General features: G+C 56.4%; 10 protein-coding genes and 1 pseudogene. 10 read left to right on the top strand and 1 reads right to left on the bottom strand.

Features of this window, described 5'->3' with window-relative positions; all coding sequences use genetic code 11:
• Positions 1-306 precede the first annotated feature (306 nt).
• The 4 genes and pseudogenes from C4S74_RS00485 (at position 307) to C4S74_RS00505 (ending at position 3,635) form a co-directional block, all read left to right on the top strand.
• A complete protein-coding gene (locus C4S74_RS00485) occupies positions 307-1,236 on the top strand; it encodes an ADP-ribosylglycohydrolase family protein (RefSeq protein WP_103993421.1) in 930 nt (309 codons plus the stop codon).
• Between the two features lie 495 nt (positions 1,237-1,731).
• Entirely contained in the window at positions 1,732-2,418 is a 687-nt protein-coding gene (locus C4S74_RS26815) for a hypothetical protein (RefSeq protein ID WP_103993423.1), read from the top strand.
• A 119-nt stretch (positions 2,419-2,537) separates the two neighbouring features.
• A pseudogene (locus tag C4S74_RS00500) lies at positions 2,538-2,886 on the top strand (SRPBCC domain-containing protein); the annotation flags it as partial.
• Positions 2,887-3,167: 281 nt separating this feature from the next.
• Positions 3,168-3,635: an excalibur calcium-binding domain-containing protein gene (locus C4S74_RS00505; RefSeq protein WP_258042382.1), complete on the top strand. Its 468-nt coding sequence runs from the start codon at positions 3,168-3,170 to the stop codon at positions 3,633-3,635.
• A gap of 44 nt (positions 3,636-3,679) precedes the next feature.
• Here C4S74_RS00505 and C4S74_RS00510 read toward each other — a convergent pair whose 3' ends face one another.
• Entirely contained in the window at positions 3,680-4,282 is a 603-nt protein-coding gene (locus C4S74_RS00510; RefSeq protein WP_103993425.1) for a copper amine oxidase N-terminal domain-containing protein, read from the bottom strand.
• Positions 4,283-4,643: 361 nt separating this feature from the next.
• Between C4S74_RS00510 and sigK the strand changes: the two genes are divergently transcribed.
• The 6 genes from sigK (at position 4,644) to C4S74_RS00540 (ending at position 18,973) form a co-directional block, all read left to right on the top strand.
• Entirely contained in the window at positions 4,644-5,345 is a 702-nt protein-coding gene (sigK, locus tag C4S74_RS00515; protein ID WP_103993426.1) for an RNA polymerase sporulation sigma factor SigK, read from the top strand.
• A gap of 156 nt (positions 5,346-5,501) precedes the next feature.
• A complete protein-coding gene (locus C4S74_RS00520) occupies positions 5,502-6,020 on the top strand; it encodes a DUF2569 domain-containing protein (RefSeq protein WP_103993427.1) in 519 nt (172 codons plus the stop codon).
• 241 nt (positions 6,021-6,261) lie between these two features.
• On the top strand, positions 6,262-7,698 hold the full coding sequence (locus C4S74_RS00525) for a hypothetical protein (RefSeq protein ID WP_258042338.1): 1,437 nt from the start codon (positions 6,262-6,264) through the stop codon (positions 7,696-7,698).
• A gap of 72 nt (positions 7,699-7,770) precedes the next feature.
• Positions 7,771-12,660: a DUF6603 domain-containing protein gene (locus C4S74_RS00530; protein ID WP_103993428.1), complete on the top strand. Its 4,890-nt coding sequence runs from the start codon at positions 7,771-7,773 to the stop codon at positions 12,658-12,660.
• 14 nt (positions 12,661-12,674) lie between these two features.
• Positions 12,675-15,023 (top strand): hypothetical protein, encoded by a 2,349-nt coding sequence (locus tag C4S74_RS00535; RefSeq protein WP_103994244.1) that lies wholly within the window; start codon positions 12,675-12,677, stop codon positions 15,021-15,023.
• A 14-nt stretch (positions 15,024-15,037) separates the two neighbouring features.
• Complete coding sequence (locus C4S74_RS00540) at positions 15,038-18,973, top strand: hypothetical protein (RefSeq protein ID WP_103993429.1); 3,936 nt, start codon at positions 15,038-15,040, stop codon at positions 18,971-18,973.
• Positions 18,974-19,033: the final 60 nt, after the last annotated feature.

The following is a 19,033-nucleotide window of genomic DNA, read 5'->3' on the forward strand; positions in this document are numbered from 1 at the left end:
AAGCCAAGGGAGACACAGAGCATCCTGGAAGGGATGAGGCCGTGAATGAGCATCGTCCTGTCTTCTCCACCGCGGCGCTGCAAGACGTTGGTTACCCGCATTGGAACTGTGTGCGATGCGCTGCAAGACGGCGGCTACCCGAACCGGAACTGCGCGCGATGTGCGGCAAGACGGCGGTAGCCCGCACCGAAACTGCACGCGATGCGCTGCAACGAACAGCAGGCTTGTTTTTAGGCGGAAAAAGGAAATCGACCGTCCGCTGAAGAATTTTGAATACATACAACCAAACTGGGAGGCTGAAACGTTATGGAACTAACCCTGGATCGATTTCACGGCTGTCTGGCCGGTCTCGCCGCGGGCGATGCGCTGGGGACGGCTGTGGAATTCAGCAGACCGGGGACGTTCGAACCCCTTCGCGATATGGTCGGCGGCGGTGTTTTCGGCCTGCAGCCGGGCCAGTGGACCGACGATACCTCGATGGCGCTGTGTCTGGCGGAAAGCCTGCTGGCGGCAGGCGGTTTCGATCCCGCCGACCAGATGAGCCGCTACGTGAGGTGGTTCAGAGACGGATACATGAGCAGCACGGGCTCGTGCTTCGACATCGGAAACGCGACGCGGGAAGCGCTGCTGCTCTTCGAGCGCACGGGCGAGCCTTTCAGCGGCTCGCTCGACCCGTACTCCGCCGGCAACGGCTCCATCATGAGGCTGGCTCCCGTGCCGATGTTCTATGCCGCCGATCCGGCGGCTGCCGTCCGCTTCGCGGTGCAGAGCTCCCGCACGACCCACGGCACGGCGGAGTGCCTGCAGGCGTGCGGGCTGCTCGCCTGCTATCTCCTCGCGGGCCTGCACGGCGGGAGCAAAGCGGAGCTCCTGGAGCCGGGCGCTTACCGCGGATGGCTGGAGGCGGCCGGGCTGGAGCTGTCCGGCGGCACCGCCGAGATTCTTGGCGGCTCTTACCGGCGCAAGGAGCCGCCGGAGATCAAGGGCTCCGGCTATGTCGTCCAGTCGCTGGAAGCCGCTTTGTGGGCTTTCGACAAGTCCTCAAGCTTCGAGGAGGGCGCGCTTCTGGCCGTTAATCTCGGCGACGATGCCGATACGACGGGAGCCGTTTACGGGCAGATTGCCGGAGCCTACTACGGCTACGGCGGCATACCGGAATCGTGGCGGGGGAAGCTGGCGATGCGCGGGAAGATCGAGGAAATCGCGCGTAATCTGCATGGTTTGCTGCGTGCGTAACTTACGGTGCAAGAGCGGTACCGATCGAATTGATAAGTAAAAGAAAAAGAAGCCGAGGGGGCTTCTTTTTCTTTTTCCGGCGGGGTTCCGCTATTGTTTCAATTTAGTTCTTTATTTTACTGTATTATTAATATGATCTTCTCTAAATTTCTTCTTAATTGTGATTATGGATATGACGATACCTATCAAGCTTATGAGGGCAATAAATAAATTTATCCATTTAGTGTAAATAATAAAACCAATAATATTGCCAAGAAAAATCCCGAAATAAAGAAATAATCTAAAAATTTGAATTTTCATATATGATATCCCTAATTAATCGTAATTTTTAAATTTTGCCCGTACCAGCACCGATAACAAGCATAAAGCACCTCTTTATAATAACATTTACTACATTTATTTTATATTGGAAACGTGCAAAATTTTTCCTCTAAAACGAACCGGATTCTGCTATACTAAGGGTCTTGAAACTACACGGGAGGCTGTATCTTTTTTATGTGGAATTCGATTGGGATGGTAAGTTTACTCGGTTGTGTCGCTTTGTTTGTATGGGCCGTTGTCGCCGTTATCCGGAAAAACGGCAAAGCCAAAAAGATTTTTATGGGAGCCGGAGCCTGTTTCGTGCTGATGATCGTGGGCGCGGTAAATGCCGGACCCGAGAAGCCTTTGAACGTGCCGGTATCGACGCCTGCCGGTGCCAAAGCGCCGTCAGCGGACCAGGCTCCCGTTACCACTCCCGGCCAGGGAACGCAGCAGGGTGGATCGCTTGCCGATGAAGAACGGGAAGACGATGCCGATGGGGATACTACGGTTATCGTACCGTATAAGACGGCAAAGCCGACCGTGACGCCCAAACCGACCTTGACACCTAAGCCGACGGCAAAAACATCGCCTGCACCGACCGTATCGCCGACGATTAAACCGGGGGTATCGAACACGCCGAAACCGACGGCAACAAACACGTCAAAGCCGACGGCGTCGCCAACGGCAAAACCGGGAGCCACGCTATCGCCGAAGCCGGCCGCCTCTCCGTCTTCTAAGCCTGGGTCTTCCGCATCACCGAAGCCGACGGTAAAGCCGGAAACCGCAACCGCCAAGCCGACTCCGACGCCCGCGGCCAAACCGTCAACACCTTCGCCGCCTTCTACGCCGAAACCGACTCCCAAGACTTCCAAGGGGTGAGGATGGCGCTTTTGGGACATCAGCGGGGGCAAGAGGACTGACTTTTCTATGAAACTCTCTCTTTTTATTGAGGGAGTTTTTAATTTATTTTCCACAGGAATCCTCGTAAACAATGCATGTCAGAACCCCGGCATATTACGAAATGGTCCTTTGCTTCCGACGACTGGCATGCACCGAAAGCGGAAAATGATTTAAGAGTCGGCGGAAAATTTGTCACCAGGATGGAAGCGAAAGATGGAAGCTTTGGATTCGAATTCGGCGGAGAATATCATGATATCAGAATAAATGAACACATTTCGTACACGCTCGAAGACGGCAGAAACGTTACGATCACGTTCATTGATCAAAAAAAACAGCGCGAAGGTAATCGAAGTGTTTGAAGCGGAAGCGGCCAATCCCATCGACATGCAAAAAGCAGGTTGGCAGGCGATTCTTGATAAATTTAAAAAATACAGCAAAATCTTTTAAAGAATTACGGGACAAGTTACCGTTCGATGAAGACCCTTCATAATATGGAGGGTCTTTTTTTATTAATACTTTATATTTATTTGATAGGAAAATAGTGGTAAGGGGCATATAATGGTTCTTATGAACTTTAAGGGGGATATAAAAGATTTATGTGGGATGCACTTAGCGTCATTGGTTTATTGGGTTTTGTCGTTACGTTTGTATGGGCAGTCGTCTCGTTGTTCAAAAGAAATGGTAAGGCTAAAAAGTTGTTCACGGGCTCGCTTGCGCTGTTTATCGTTATGATTATCGGGGCAGGAAATGCAGGGAGCACGAAGCAGCCTCTTACAGGTCCTCAGTCTACTCCTGCATCGGTAGTAGTGACTCCTACACCTGCAGCGACTGTGGTGCCTACGATTATACCAGCTGCTACAGCGACACCGGAACCGACACCAGCAGCTACTGCAACGCCGGAACCGACGGCAACACTGTCACCTACGCCGGAGCCGACACCTGAACCTGTCAAAGCTACGCCGGTCCCTACACCTGAACCGGTCAAAGCGACACCGAAGCCAACATCGGCCCCGACACCTAAGCCGGCAACACCGAAACCAACTGCAAAGCCTAAGGCAGAGCCCAAGCAGAGCAGCGTTTACTTTAAAAACTGTTCGGAAGCAAAAGCGGCCGGAGCGGCGCCGATTTATGAGGGAGAGCCGGGTTACAGCTCGAAATTAGACCGCGATGGCGACGGAGTCGCTTGCGAGAGATAGAAAAAGGGGTCCTCGATTGAGGGCCCTTTTTTACTAACCTTGTTTTAGGAATCAAGCTCGCTCTCTTCCTCCATATTGTCCCTTATTAGGGTTTCAAAAAATTGGGTTTCCGTAAGTTTGCCATTATAAAAAGCTCGGGCATTCTCTGTTGTCCCTGCTATGGATTGATTAAGCATATCGCTGAAAATAAAATCAGTAGTCCTCAAAGTAATTGCTTGCTTTGCTATTTCCTTGGTTATCTCATTATATTTATTTTCGTTCCCCATAAAGAATAGACCCTCATAAATAACAATGAATTCCGTGTGACCGGATCCATCCGTATGGTAATCAACAGAGTGAATATTGTAATTCTTTAAATGTTTGGCTATCTCATCCAGACTTTTTAAACTAGGCGATGTTTCTATTTCTGCCGTATAAGTATTCTGATCCCACTTCACTTCTGCTCCCAGTGCCTCTGAAACAGCTCTCACAGGAAGCATAGTGGTCCCGTCCAAGTTGATTCCGGGTACTTCACTATTGACGTCACTGCCATTAACCGTAACCTTTACTATGGCATTTCCTTTATAAACTCCATTGATACTCGATGCCGATACAACCCCCGCAAACACACTAAAAGCAGCGACAAGCATAATAATTTTCTTTTTCATCGTATGTCTCCATTCTAAAGTATAGGTACAAACCTCATTTAAGCATATTTTCCCAGTGTGGGAAATGGTGTTATTTTGTCGAAAACGGATGGCAGCACGAGTCTTCCGACTAGCTGCACTACTGTCATAAATATTGAAATACCAATGCATCTACGCTGGTCTCAATGGTTACTGGACAAATTTTCCTACAGACAAAGAAGGCAATGAGTTCACATGAATAGACCATCGATATCCACCCCTCTAAAACCTTCCCCCCAATTCCGCCCGTACAGGCACAATTAGGCACCTGCCCTCATACAATGAGAAGACCGCAGCCGTTAATCCATGGTTGGTACGGGAATTGGAGCAGGAGGTGTCCTCTTTGCCAGGATTGTTTAGCGCCATTGCCTTTTTCATCAAAGAACTGACACTGCTGGTATCGTATGTCAAAAACAACGCGTTCCCGCAGCCCCTCACCGAGGCGGATGAGAGCAAGTACTTGCAAAAAATGGCGGAAGGCGATGCCCACGCCCGCAATTTGCTCATCGAACATAATCTTCGGCTTGTTGCACATATCGTCAAGAAGTTTGACAACACCGGTGAGGATCTGGAAGATCTCATTTCGATCGGAACGATCGGTCTCATCAAAGCGATCGAGAGCTTTTCCCCGACCAAAGGGACGAAGCTGGCGACTTTTGCGGCGAGATGTATAGAAAATGAGATCCTGATGCATCTTCGTTCTCTCAAAAAGACAAGAAAAGACGTTTCTCTACACGATCCGATAGGAACCGACAAGGAAGGCAACGAAATCACCCTTATAGATATCCTCGGTACGGAAGCGGACGACGTCGTCGACAAGGTGCAGCTGAAGATCGAGAAAAGCAAGATTTACCGCAACCTCGATATTTTGGACGAACGTGAAAAAGAAGTGGTAGTCGGACGTTTCGGGCTGGAGCACGGCGGTGAAGAGCGGACTCAGCGGGAAATCGCTAAGGAATTGGGGATTTCAAGGAGCTATGTATCTCGCATCGAGAAGCGTGCGCTGATGAAGCTGTATCATGAGTTTTACAAAGCAAAGCGCTAGAAGGAACTTATCCTCAAAAAAATTCCCCTCTCAATATGAGGGTTTTTTTATTTCCATTTCTTTATCATTTTCGACAAAATAGGCCCGTACTCAAGGAACACAAAATATGCTTGAATGAACGGGTAAGCAAATTTCAGGAAAAGAGCGGATCGGAATATGGAGCCTTTTGTCAGAGAGTTAAAAGTCAATAATGAAAGAGAGGTTTATGAGGGTGATTATGGGGGAGCGGGGATATCGGGATTTGGCGGCTGGTTAATTGTGTTTTCAATCGGGTTAATCCTAACATTTATCTACGCCGCCTATAGCTTGGTCGAATATGTGTGGCCCATGTATGAGTCGGGAGAAGTTGCCGCTTATTTCAGCGACTATCCGGCTTTGGGCGGGGCTGTTTTGGTGGAGACGGTTTCGCATCTGTTCTATGCGGTAGTTCCGGTCGTTCTGGGCTATTTATGTTACAAACGGAAGCGGCTTTTCAAAACGATGTCCATCGCTTACCTGCTGCTAAGTTTAGTGCTTTCTACCGTTGCTTATTTCGCTTACTTGTCCGTTTCTGAATTGGCTTCCGATTATATGGACGGGGCCTTGAGGGATTTGATCAAAAACGGGATCACCTGTGTGATATGGACTTTGTATTTTGTTAAATCGGAGCGTGTGAGAAATACGTATATCGCTTAAGGTTTAACGGGTTTACCCAAGATTTGTCCTACCTTCACTAAAACCCTTGACAGTTGGTGTCAGGGGTTTTAGTTGTTCTTGAGTCAGGTAATTCGTGCACAAAAGTAAAACTTAACCCACAACCATTCCACAAATTTCAGCCCTCTTACAGGAGGAAAATGGTAATTATAGTAGAAAAGTATAAGTGATCCAATTCCTTGTTTCTATTTTGAAACGGGATTCAAGACGGGAGGCATGAGCAGTGTCAGGTTCACTCAAGCTTTTATCGTGGAACATTGAAAAATTCGGGGAGGACAAGATGAACGACGTGTCGTTCGTCGAGTACGTCGCCCGGGTCATTCAAATGACCGAATCGGATGTCGTCGGAATTATGGAGCTGGTCGGCTGGCTCGGTAACGAGATCCGGGATACACTTGTCACCTGCCTCAACAACCTGGAGAAGAAAAAGAACAACGGCAAAGGCAGCGGAATTACCTGGACGGGTGAAGCCAGTGAAATGACGCCGGCACGGCCCAACGAGCAGTATGTGTTTCTATGGAAAAGCGGGCTGTTCAGCAGGCAGGCAAGCCTGCTATGGAACGTCGTCGGCGAGACCATGTTCGAGACGTATTTCAAAACGTACAAAGTGAGCAAAAGCGATCAGGAGTTGTTTTGGAAAAGCCTGTTCAAGAACGGATGGCTCGATGCGGCCTTTATGATTCCTTACAAAAAGTTCGAGCTGATGCTAAAAAATTACAAACTGCTGGATTTGACGAAGAAAGCCCCCGCGATTGCCTTGACCGACGCCCAGAAAAAGGCCATCGTCGATCTGCTCCTGGCCGAATCGCCGCAAGCGTTTCCGATTCGCGGCTCGCGTCCGCCCTTCGTGCTGCGCGCCCTGACGAGCGGAACGAATGTCGATCTCACCCTCGTTCTTTACCACGCGCCCGGACCCGGAGACAGCCTGCCGATTATCGCCAGCAACCAATTGAATCCTACCGTCGAGAATGCGGCTGTCGGCGTCATTATGGGCGATTTTAACGTAAACGCGACGGACGCGGCCAAACAACGGGCGCTCAATTATTTTGACATGAGCCTCGGCAGACTCCAATATGTGCGCGATGCCCAGAGCGCTTACATCCTTGCGTATCCTTTTCAGCGTATTACCGGCCCCGATTTCCCTAAACCCGCCAGTAATCCGGCCTTATCCACTGTACTCAATTACGGAAAAAGGCTGTGGAACAGCAAAACGAGTCTCACTTCAACCCTTGTGAATCCCTCAACCACCGTTGCAAGTCCCACCAATATCGAAAGTGTGCTGTCCAGCGAGTACGACAAATTTTTCGTAAAAGCCCCCAAAGCCGATCCTTCGGCGGCCTTTGTCGTCAACCTGATGGACGTGATGATCCCCAAAAGCGTACAAATCGGCGTTCAGCAGAACGGCACTCCCATTATGGTTACCCGCTCCACCACAACGGCTTCCTACTCCCCGGAGCTGGGAAGTCTGGCCCAAACAATCTATAACAACTGGTGGGACCGGCAAAACGCGAAGAAGCGCAAATCGAAAGCGGTTACCGATATGCTGAATGCCGCGCCTAAACTGGCCGGACCGCCGTCTTCCATGTTCGAAGCCCACTATGTGTACCTTTATGCCATTAGCGATCATCTGCCGATCCGGATGGAGCTTCAATATGTATAAGGCTTGCAGGAAGCGAAGCTTGAGCTCTCGGGTGTTTTGGAACTTGTGTAAAAAAGGAAGGGAGGAGTGCATGTGAGCTTTCTGTCCGATCTTCAAACTATGTACGAAGCGGGAAGCGGGACGCTGACGCTGGATACGGCGAAGCTGGGCCCGACGGGCGAGACGCTCCGGCAGTTGACGGGAAGCGGCACGCTGACCGTGACCGGGGTAAAGGCCGCTCCTGCCGAAGCGGGAGGAATTGTTACCTTTGAAGGCGCCGGTCTTCAACTGGCCGGCAGCCCGGCAAGGATGTTTTTTCCGCCGAAAAAGACGGTTTCGGTTCGCGGCGCCGTATATGGGGCGGACTCGGAACCGGTGCTCGTGCTCTCGGTTTCGGTAACGCCGGACTGGCGTTTCGGGGATGCGCTGCCTTGGCTGACGAACACGTTCTGGCAGGACCTGGCGCTTAAACCCGCTACGGACGGAACATCCCCGAGATGGCTGATCGCCGCCGGAAAAGCTGCGGAACCGGAGCTGGGCCTGAATATGGACAGCGCCGTTTATTTCTACGGAGCGCTTGACGAAACAAAAGGGCTGCTGCAGGAAGCGGACTGGATAATCGGCGAAGGTCCGTTGGCGTTCGGTCCCGTGGTTTTGCGGGACACAGGTGCACCGGGCTTGTCGCTCGCCCTGAAGCTGCCGGATGACGGCGGCGGGTTATCCGGGCTTTTTCAGGCGATGAAGGTGCCCGTCGACGCCAGGCTCGTCCATGATCCTGCGGCAGCCAGTGTACCGTCCGGGCTGGAAATCACGGCGACGATCCAGTGGAACGGGCAGCCGGTTCGGATTACCTCGCTGATCCTGCCCGCAGGGGGAGGGATTGCCGAGCTTTCCCTGGAAGGTCCGGTGGATCTTCCTTCCCCTGACGACATCGCCCATTGGTTCGGGGGCGTCAGCATCACGGAGTATCTTCCTCCGTCGTTTGAAAGCATGCTTGAGTCCGTCAAGATCGGACGTTTGGCCCTTGGTATAGGCCTCGGCTCCAGAAGCGTCGAGTACGTGAAGGCGACGCTTACCGCCCTTGAGGACAAGCCGCTGACGATCGTCCCCGAGTGGGTCGAAATCGGCGATATCGAGGCGGCCGTGGCCGTCCGGAACCCGTTCGATCACCCGAGCGCTTCTTACAAAATGTCCGGGATTCTAGACATCGGGGGAGTCGATCTGCTCGTTTCGGCGAATCTGGTTCCCTCGCCGCGGATTCCCAATCTGTCGGTCGTCGTGCGGATGGAACCGTGGAGCGAAATCGACCTCACGATGATCGCCGCCAAGTTCGGGCTGCCGACGGGCGCGTACAAAATAGCGGTGGAAGAGTTCCAGATGGGCGGCTCCACCGCCGGAACATACTTTATCCGGGCGGGATTGGCCCAGCATCCCCTCGGAACGGGCCCGAACACGTTTGTGATGAACAATCTCGTGTTCGAACTGGATTACGACGGCCAGCCGAGCTTCACTCTGGAAGGTACGATGACCATCGCCGGAGTGGACGCCCGTCTGTCGCTGGAAGCCGGTTCCGGCGATACTTCCGGCGGTACGTCTCCGGGGGGCTGGACTATCGTGGTCCAAGCGGGGAAAGAGAGCCCGATACCGATGGGGGAATTGCTGGACGATCTCGCGGCCAAATTCGATGTGGGCATTCCTGCACCCATACGCGGGATGACACTAAAAAATATGGAGCTGAAGTACGCTTCCTCCGATTCGGGGAACAGCTTCTTTTTTACGGTCGAGAGCGATTTCAAAGTGAATTCCGTGCCCGTTGCCTTAACCTTGAGCATCCGCGTCGTTTCGACCCAGACCGGAACGGGCGATCCCGCCGAAGCGCGGTACGAGGCTTTTTTCGGCGGTCAGATCATCATCGGATCGCTGGAGTTCGATCTTTTGTTTGACCGGCAGGATCTGAAGTCGCAGACCTTTATAGCGACGTACAGCCGGAAGAGCGGATCCCCGCCCGCCGTTTCCATCCGTGATCTGGTTGCGTCCCTGTCACCGGAGCTGGCGGCGGAAATCCCGCAGAGTCTGGCGATCGATCTCCGGGATGTGAAATTCATTTTTTACAAAGATGAGAAAGAGAGCAAGTTTGCGCTCGGGCTTGATCTCGACGCGCATATAAGCTTGACCGATCTGCCCCTTATCGGCAAAGAGCTTCCCGCCGACGATACGATTGCCGTTCAGCAGCTGCAGATTTTGTACGCATCCGCCCCGTTCATGCCGGTCCAGACGGCACAAATCAACAAGCTGCTGCCGGAATCGGTTCACCCGCTGCCGTCGGGAGTGGAGGCGGGTCTGACCGCGGGCGCGGATCTCCGTTTTGGCGGTACGCCGCAAACGTTGTCTTTCGCGCTTATACCGGGGGGAGGGCAGAAACAGCCCGCTCCCCGGGAGCCCTTGGCTGCGGAAGCGTCCGGGCAGCAGCAGGACCCGGCCAAACCGGATGCCCCGGCATCGCCCGCGGCTTACGAGTCGGTGTCTGCACCGGCCGGCGGTCCTCCTGTCCCGGCTGTCTCTTCCGTGTCCTCCACATCCCCGGCATCTTCGGCCAAGTGGTTCCTTGTGCAGAAAACGTTCGGCCCGGTTTCGATCAACCGCCTGGGCATCGGTTACGGCGACGGGACCCTCTGGTTTATGCTGGACGGCTCTTTAACCTCATCCGGTTTGACGATCAGCCTGGCCGGAATGGGCTTCGGTTCCCCGCTCGATCGTTTCGAGCTTAAATTCCAGCTGCTCGGAATGGGCGTGGATTACACTCAGGCGCCTCTGGAAATCGGCGGAAGCTTTATGGAAGTCGTGCCTCCGCCGGAGGGCGCCCGGTTTATGTATGACGGGGCCGCCACGATCCGGACGGCCGATTTTGCCCTGGAAGCGCTCGGCTCGTACGCGCAAATGCTCGATGGGCAGCCGTCGCTCTTCGTATTCGCAAACGTGGATACGCCGCTCGGCGGTCCGCCCGCACTGTTTGTGACCGGTTTGTCCGCCGGGTTCGGCTACAACCGGGACGTGTTTATGCCCGCGCCGGAGGAAGTATTTGAATTTCCGCTGCTCGCCCTGACCCGGGACACGGGGCCTAAACTGTCCATGAACGACGTAATGGCGCAGCTGGAAGGAACTCAGGAATACGCGCCCGGCAAGAAAAGGGCATGGATCCGTCCTCAAACCGGCGAGTACTGGCTGGCCGTGGGCGTCGATTTCTGGTCGTACGAGCTGCTGCATACCCGCGCTCTGCTTATCGCCAAATTCGGCAGGGAGCTGGAGCTGGCCCTGCTCGGGCTTTCCTCCATTCGACTGCCCCAGGTGGGAAACACCATGTACGCTTACGCGGAGCTGCAGCTGGAAGCGGACTGGAAGCCGTCCGCCGGTTTCTTCGGGTTGACGGCTCTTTTAACTCCGAATTCGTTCCTGATCGATCCGAACTGCCATTTGACGGGCGGCTTCGCTTTTTATCTGTGGTACGAAGGGGAGAGAGAAGGGCAGTTCGTCGTCACCTTCGGCGGCTATCATCCGAGCTTCAAGCCTCCGTCCTTTTACCCGGCCGTACCGCGGATCGGCTTCAATTGGGCGGTCAGCGACTATGTGAACATACACGGCGAAGCTTATTTCGCCCTGACTCCGGCAGCCGTTATGGCCGGCGGGGGGTTGGAAGTTCTTTTTCACGACGGCGACCTAAAAGCCTGGTTCACCGCCCGTGCGGATCTGCTGATCACCTTCCATCCGTTCCATTTCCAGGCGGGTATCAGTGTGAGCATAGGGGCCTCGTACCGTCTGGACCTGCTGTTCGTAACCAAAACGATCAGTGTCGAGCTGGGAGCATCCGTAGAGCTGTGGGGACCGCCGACGGGCGGAAAGGCCCACGTGCACTGGTGGGTCATCTCGTTCACGGTCGGATTCGGAGCGGACCGCTCGGACGGGGACGAAAGCCCGATCGAGTGGGGCGAGTTTAAATCGCTGCTCCCTTCTCTCGACAACGTTTGCAAAATTACGGCCGTGACCGGTTTGACAGGCTCGCTTTCTCCCGGCGCCCCGGGTACGGCTTTGAAATCAGGCAGCGGAGATGCTGCGGGGAGCGGGGAGGGGGTCATGGCGGTGCCGCCGGTTCAGACGTCCCGACCGTCTCAATCATCTGAACCGTCCCAACTGCATGAAGCGTCCCAACCATCGGAATTGTCCCAACCATCTCAACCATCTCAACCATCTCAAACATCCGAAGCGTCTTCCCTGTCCGAACCGCCGGGGCCTTCGCAGTCTCAACCGGGACCGGATATTTGGCTGGTCCGTGCGGGCTCCTTCAGCTTTACGACACAGACGGCGATTCCGGCCAGTCATTTCACGGCGGGCCAAGCGATGAACCCGGTGACGGACCCGAAATACCCGGAAGCCTACCCCGTACACATCCGGACAATGAACAAAACGAACGTCTTGTCCAAGCATCACCTGACGGTCGAAAAAGACGGATTGGACCACGATATTTCGGGTTGGCAGCTCGTTCCGTATTACCGGAACATGCCGACGGCGCTGTGGGGAGAGCCGCTGAAGGATGCGGATGGCCGGTTTATGCGTAATCCGCAGGTGCCGGGCAGCGATACGACGCGGAATACGCCCGCGGGCTTAACGGTTACCCCTCCCGGGTCGAAGCTGGGTTATTCGGCGGCAGGCCTGCAGTCGGACCTGCTCGCTTACGATGACGTGGTGCCGCAGGGGCGGCTCCCGTTCGAACCCGGAGGGGCCTTGAATACCGATTATGCGCCCGTTCCGGCAGATACGACACCGGGGGACATTGCGGGAATTATGGGTCCCTCCGCGGCCAACCGGGCCGCCATATTTGCGGCGCTTCAAGGCATGCAGGCCTACAGCGGCACGAACGGACCTTTGCCCCGTCTTGCCGAAGAAGCGGGAGATCTCTTTACCGATTCTCCCATGCAGGTGAAGCCGTGAAAGGAGCGGAAAACATGAGTGACGAACCCCAGCAGGGTCAAATCCGGTTTTATGATCATGATTTACCCGGCTTACCCGCCGGAAATTACAAGGTAACCGTGAAGCAGTCCGTGCAGGATATCGGGATAACCGCTCAGGAGCAAGCTCTACTGACGGCCGAACAGCCCTTTATCGTGCACGCGCCTCAGTTTGCGATCGACCCTTCGGAGATCCACAGCCTGGTGCCGCCCGCGGGCAGCACCGGCAAATTTGCCGACGAACTTCCGCATCTGGTGCTGAATACACGGGATCTGCCGTGGGAGCGTGAGATGAGCGGGCCGAACATCCCCTGGCTGGCCCTGCTTCTTTTCCAGGAAGGGGAGCTTCTGGCCGGTCCTGCCGACCGGACGGATGCCGAGACGCTGGCCATCCGTTCGACGGCCGGTGAATTTATGGGGCTGAAAAACAGCCCCGACGTGTATGTCCCCCAGACTCTGGTCCGGGAGGCGGACGTGACCGTGGGCCAGACCTGTTTTTACATTCAAATGGATGCGGGTGTGTTCCAGTCGATCATCCCTCAGCTGAATGAGCTGCCTTATTTGACGCACGTCAGACAGGTAAATACGCAGGATAAGGCAGCCGGACACGAGGAGGACGGGTGGTACAGCGTCGTGACGGGCAACCGGTTTCCTTATGCGCAGGAGACCGGTGAAGGCGGCTCGAGAAACATTGTTCATCTCGTATCGCTGGAAAAATTCGACGATCTTCTGCAGCCCGGAGCAAAGCCGCCTAAAGAGAAAATCGCCTTGTTGTCCCTCGCCAGGTGGACATTCCACTGCCGCCCCGACAGCAAGGAAGATTTCGCCGGCCTCATGCATCGTCTGGTGGCCGAGGAAATGTCCGGCACCGCGTACGATCCGGGCGCTTTGCTGCTCCGGCTGCCGCAAGGAGCGGCCGGAGGGGAGCAGACAGCGCTGCGGGAGGACGACGCGGCCGGTGCCGAAGCGAGGAAGCGGCTGTGCAGCGGTTATGTGCCCCTTCCGTTCCATATCCGGAGCGGTGAGGACACCTTCGCCTGGTACCGGGGGCCGCTCGCTCCGGTCCGGCCGGCTCCCTTCCTGCCCGCGGAGCCGCTGCTCACGGCGGATGCGGCCTTGATTTACGACAAGGCGAACGGCTTGTTTGACGCCTCTTTGGCGGCCGCCTGGCAGATCGGGCGCAGTCTTGCTCTGTCCGACGCCACGTTCGGCTCGCTGCTCCTGGATTACCGCCGCCGCTGCCACCGGCTGACAGACCTGCTGTATCACCGGCTGGAAATTTTGGGGCTGACGGACGCCGCCGATTTGAAGGAGCTCGCGCAATCCGGCTTGATGCGGGAGGCGCTGATCGACGCGATGAAGGGAGATTTGCTGGAGCAAATCCCGGAGCCGCCTCTCTACGGTTTGCCGCAGGACGACCGGCAGCGGGATCTTTCCGCGCGCCGGCAACTGTCCCAGGCAGGATCGTGCGTAAGTCCCGTTGCAGCGCTGCAGCAATTTTTGGCCGGGGATGAGGTTAAAGAGGCGGTCGCGGAGCTGACGCGGGACGATCTGGAGCCGATTGCGCTGTGGCTTGCCCACAAGCTTCTGCTGTACGACGTACCGTTCTATTATCTGGTACCGGAGGAGCGAATGCTGCCGTCCGAATCCATCCGTTTTTTTTACCTGGATTCGAACTGGCTGGACGCCATGCTGGACGGGATGCTGGCGGTCGCGATGCATTCCAGCCGCGATTCGTTTACGTACGGCATGACCAAAGGAACGATCCGGGCTGCAGTCGAAGCGGCCGCGCAAAACGTCCGTACCCGCCCCGGGGATGAGCGGAGCGCGGTGCCTGGCGTGGAAGCCCTGCCCTTGGCGGGCTTTCTGCTCCGGTCCGCTGCGGTAGCCGGATGGCCGGGACTTGCGGTGCGCGCCTTCGACGCCGGGGGCCTTCCGCTCGGGATCGCCCGTCTGGAGCGGCTTTCGTCCAGCGTGCTGATTGCCTTATTCCGCGGCATCCCTGACAGGATTGAGCTAAGCGAGCCTCAGGAAGGGTTCCAGTTCGGTCTGAACGAGGAAGGAAAAATTAATTTGCGCAGCGTGCTGCCGGACCGTTCCGGGTCCCCATTCGGTTCGGAATTGAACGTGCATTTGCCGGTTCGCGATCGGCATTTGAGACCGGGACGAATTTTGGACTTGAGGCCCGACCAGGCGGACGGGCTTGCGCAGCAGTCGGCCGATGCGATCAAGCAAGCGCTGGAATTGAAACAATTGACGCTGAACCCTTCCGATTTCGCCCTGCAGATGGTTAAATCTCCGGAGCGGATCGTGTTTCAACCGGGCATGACAGTTAAGCCGCAGTAGAGTGGAGGAAAATCATGGATAATTCAACCTTATTGGTTCCCATCGAGGTCAGTGCTCTTGCGGTAAACGCGTATGTTTGGGCCAACCAGCCTTTTCGGCGCTGGGAGCACAATTATACCCAGGTCAAAAGCTTCGGAAGCTCCGAGCCCGATCCGACGGACCGGGGCGGGGGCTTCGCGGGAAATCCGGATGATCATACCGGCGTTTACGTACATTGGACGCTCCCCGACGCGTTAAAAAATGGCGTTCAGGACCCGGTCACACGGCGCGTGGAATTCCCCCTGGTCCCAAACCGCTGGCTCGTTGTGCGCTTCGCCGGAGCTTCGGCGGAAGGACGCGCATCGAGAGCGTATCTCGTGGAAAGCGACGCGCCCGGAGGCGCCGGTTCCGCGGCATATGTTTTTGATCCGGCCATTATAGATGCGTGGAAAGGGAGCAAGGACCCTTTGCGCCGTCAGGCCGGCGAGCGGTTAGGCGGCGGAGGGCGGCAAATCGCGGATGTGCTCGGACAAGTGTTCGATCTGGGCGGCTGGTCGGAAAAAGGCATCGGGCAGCTGTTCGTCAAGGCCGTCGCTCCCGGCAACCCGCTTTTCGGCGCGTTTCAAAGCCACTGCAGCCAGGTGTTTTCGTTCCGCGACCCGCTGGACGATGTAGGGCCGGAATGCACCGTCAGCTATCTGGTGACGGGCTGGTATTCCAACCATGCCGAAGATCCTCTGCAAAAATGCCAAAGCGCAAAGCCTTCCGGAAGCTCGCCGGTCGACGCTTACAAACGGCAGCTTGCGGAGTTCTCGTGGACGGTTCAGAAAGCTGCCTCCGCCGGACCCGCGGACGGCTCCGCCGTGCCGGACGGCGACGTCCCGCAGGCCAGCTTGTACCACGGGATGGTGCTTGGCGTGAAGTGGAGCCGCTCTGGCGCGCTGCCGACGGTCAAGGACAAATACAAAGATCCCGCGGGCAAAGGGATACATGTGGCGGTCGGAAATACGTCGGCCGATGCTTTTAAAGCGATGATTCAGCGTCAGCTGAACGACCGCGCCAAGAACGGCGACGCTAAAGCGCAGCAGCTGCTTGCGAAGATGCCCAACGCGGCCGGACTGCTCGAAGCGTTTCAGTACGATATGCTTCATATACTCGACCAGCCGAGCGGCTGGGATCTTCTTGATCTCCGTATCCGGCAGGAATGGTTCGGCTCGAAGCCGGGCGGATACCGATGGACGGTGGTGGACGCGGAGTCGGATCGGCCGGACAGTCTCGGAGAACGTCCGCCGGAACAATGGCTCACGGGACTGAACGGCACGCAGGCCGCGCTGGACGAAAAACTGAATGAATTGAAAGCCGCCCGGAGGCGGCTCTACGACACGTGGTGGAAGCGGGGGAAATTCGAGTCCTACCCGGTGTTCGCGCGGCCCGAAGGCTTGACGGAGGAGCAGTTCGCGAAGGCGCTGTCCGCCGAAAACGATCCGTCCTACGATCCGTCCAAGCCTGAAGGACCGGACAATATCGCCAGCCTGCCGAGGAAGATCATGGATCTTATCGGCGAGGCAGGATCGTTGATAGGCCAAGGCGTGCCCCGGCCGGCGGAAGGGGAGGGCCGGACTCCGGAAGAGGCGCTGGCGGCCGGGATCGAAGCTTTCGAACGGGCGAAGCGCGCCCAAGGGGAGCTAGACGCGGACCGTAACCTTAAGCCGGTGGCAGGACCCCGCTACTGGCGGGCCAATGATCCCGTCGTCTTCATCAGCGGCGCGGGAAGCACGGGCCGGATAAACGGACCGGACAGTTCTTTGTCCTGCCGCCTGCCGGCGCAAATCGTCGGCGGGATAGCCAGCGGCACCGACAGCGTGACGGCGGATGAGCTGGCAGCCGCGCTGCCCAAGCTTCCGCTGAGTCTACAGGAACTGGCTTCCGCTCTTCAGGGCGATTATACCCCGCCGGACACTGCTTTGCAGCTTGCCGGTGCTGTCGGTTTGCTGCTGGCCGAGTTTTTCCTGCTCGATCCGGACAACGCTCCGGTCATTTCCGCGGGTCATCCGGGGATCACCCGGGAAATAATCGCGGAGCACGATCCCGGCCACTTTCAAGGCATACTTCCCGCCTTCATTCCTGGAGGCTGGCAGCAGCCCTGGAATCCGCTCCTTCTGAAATGGGTGGCGGACTGGTATCCGATCGGGCATGCCAACTGGACGTTCGACGGAACCGATTACCGGTATGACGGCAAAGCCTCCGGTTCGAACGACCGGCAGATCGGGGGAGACATTTTGCTGACGCCGCAGACAAGCTTTCTTTTTCGGGACCGGTTGAAAAAGCTCGTCCATACCCGCCAAAGCGAAGCGGAAGATACGGACGAAGGGCTGCTGGATCAGCTCGACGATTTAATCGAAGATATCGACGGCTGGGATTTTATCTCCCAATCGCTCGGCGGTTTCGGCAGCCAGCTCGCTGTACGCGATACGCGTGTAAACCGGTCGCCGGATTCCGGATTGACTTTTACGTTCAAGGAAGGCGGGCAAAAAACGCTGGCGGATCTCGTCGGCGACGAATATCACGATCTGCCTTATATCCGCTCGACCGGCGATACGCTGGAATTTCAGGGAGTCCGGCAGGGACAGTTCGCCTTTGCCTATTTAGCCGTGTACGATGCGTTCGGGCAAGTGCTCGAAGTGATCGGCGATTCGGGGCTCAGCCGCTCCGACGTGTTTGAGCCGATTTTGTCGGAAGGTCTTGCGCCGGACGCGCCGATCGAGACGCAGAATGCCCAGCGGTTCATCCAGCTGCCGCCGAGGCCGAATCAGCACATCCGCCTCGATTTCCGTCTTGTTGACGCGCGGGACGCGGGAAGGTTTGCCGACTTGGACAGCCTGGCGAACCCCGTTGCGGGCTGGTTGCTCCCGAATCATCTCAACGGCTCCGTATCTGTATACGACGCGCAGGGCGGCGCTGTCGGAGACGTCGGCCTGATTACGGGTAAGGATGGCGTCAAGCGTGTGCATCTGCTTTATGCGCCGATGGGAGCTTACGGTAATCTTGCGGATATCGAGAAGCGGGCGCCCGAGCTGGCCAAAATGCTGCAAAGCTTGACGGCCGCGGACACAGATTCCTTCAGCCGCTTTCTTGAGGCGATCGATGCTTCCTTGTGGACGATCGATCCTCTCGCCGCAAGCAGCGACCGGAACTTGTCGGTCCTCGCGGGAAGGCCGCTTGCGCTCGTGCGCGCCAATCTGAAGCTGGCGCTGGACGGACCGGCCGTGAGATATACCGGTTGGGGAGCCACCTTCAACCCGCCGCCGTCCGATTTTACCGGGAACGATTACGAGGTGAGACTGGGCGACACGGAAATCCGGAAGGACGGCTTGATCGGCTATTTTCTTAACGGCGCTTACGACCGGTTTAACAGCGTTCATCCGCTGGCAGCGGGTGAGGAAGCAGCCGGTTATGTCCGGCCGATCGGACCCGGCAATTTCTTCTCGCTGCGGTTTGACGGCGCAAGGCAGGCCGAAGTGATGCTGCTGCTGGATCCTCGCGCTGCCGTTCACGCGGTTACGGGCATCGTTCCGGTGCAGGCTCTGGAGCTGCCTGCGCGTTTTACCGATCCCGCGCTGAGCGCGTTAAACCTCCAATTCCGGACGGGGCCGATCCTGACCGTGCTTCAGCCGGCCCCGGATAAGACGGCCGGTGGAGAAAACGAACCGGCCGGCGTTATAACGCTCCCCGTTCCCTCGGATAACGGAGGACAGTGGGAGTGGCTGGAGCCGCAATCCCGGGAAGGCGGACAGCCCGCTTTTCTGACGTACACTTTGACCGAAATCGGTCAGCAGGCCCGGCTAAACTCCCGGTCCCTGTCGCTGCGCGAAGGCACGCTGCAATTCCGGAGCGGGTCCGCTCAAGGGACCGGAACCGGACCTTCGGAGCCGGGCAAGAGGGACACTCCCGAATCCGAGTCTGAAAGCTAAACTGCCAAACCAAAAGCCAAACCAAAAGCCAAACCAAAAGCCAAACCAAAAGCCAAACCA

The organism is Paenibacillus sp. UNC499MF (genome assembly GCF_900107975.1).
In the GTDB taxonomy this organism is placed as follows: domain Bacteria; phylum Bacillota; class Bacilli; order Paenibacillales; family NBRC-103111; genus Paenibacillus_F.

Bases quoted from the DNA above. Each gene is read 5' to 3' on its own strand.
- C4S74_RS00485 (WP_103993421.1), top strand. From the start codon at position 307: ATGGAACTAACCCTGGATCGATTTCACGGCTGTCTGGCCGGTCTCGCC.
- C4S74_RS26815 (WP_103993423.1), top strand. From the start codon at position 1,732: ATGTGGAATTCGATTGGGATGGTAAGTTTACTCGGTTGTGTCGCTTTG.
- C4S74_RS00505 (WP_258042382.1), top strand. From the start codon at position 3,168: ATGATTATCGGGGCAGGAAATGCAGGGAGCACGAAGCAGCCTCTTACA.
- C4S74_RS00510 (WP_103993425.1), bottom strand. From the start codon at position 4,282: ATGAAAAAGAAAATTATTATGCTTGTCGCTGCTTTTAGTGTGTTTGCG.
- C4S74_RS00520 (WP_103993427.1), top strand. From the start codon at position 5,502: ATGGAGCCTTTTGTCAGAGAGTTAAAAGTCAATAATGAAAGAGAGGTT.
- C4S74_RS00535 (WP_103994244.1), top strand. From the start codon at position 12,675: ATGAGTGACGAACCCCAGCAGGGTCAAATCCGGTTTTATGATCATGAT.
- C4S74_RS00540 (WP_103993429.1), top strand. From the start codon at position 15,038: ATGGATAATTCAACCTTATTGGTTCCCATCGAGGTCAGTGCTCTTGCG.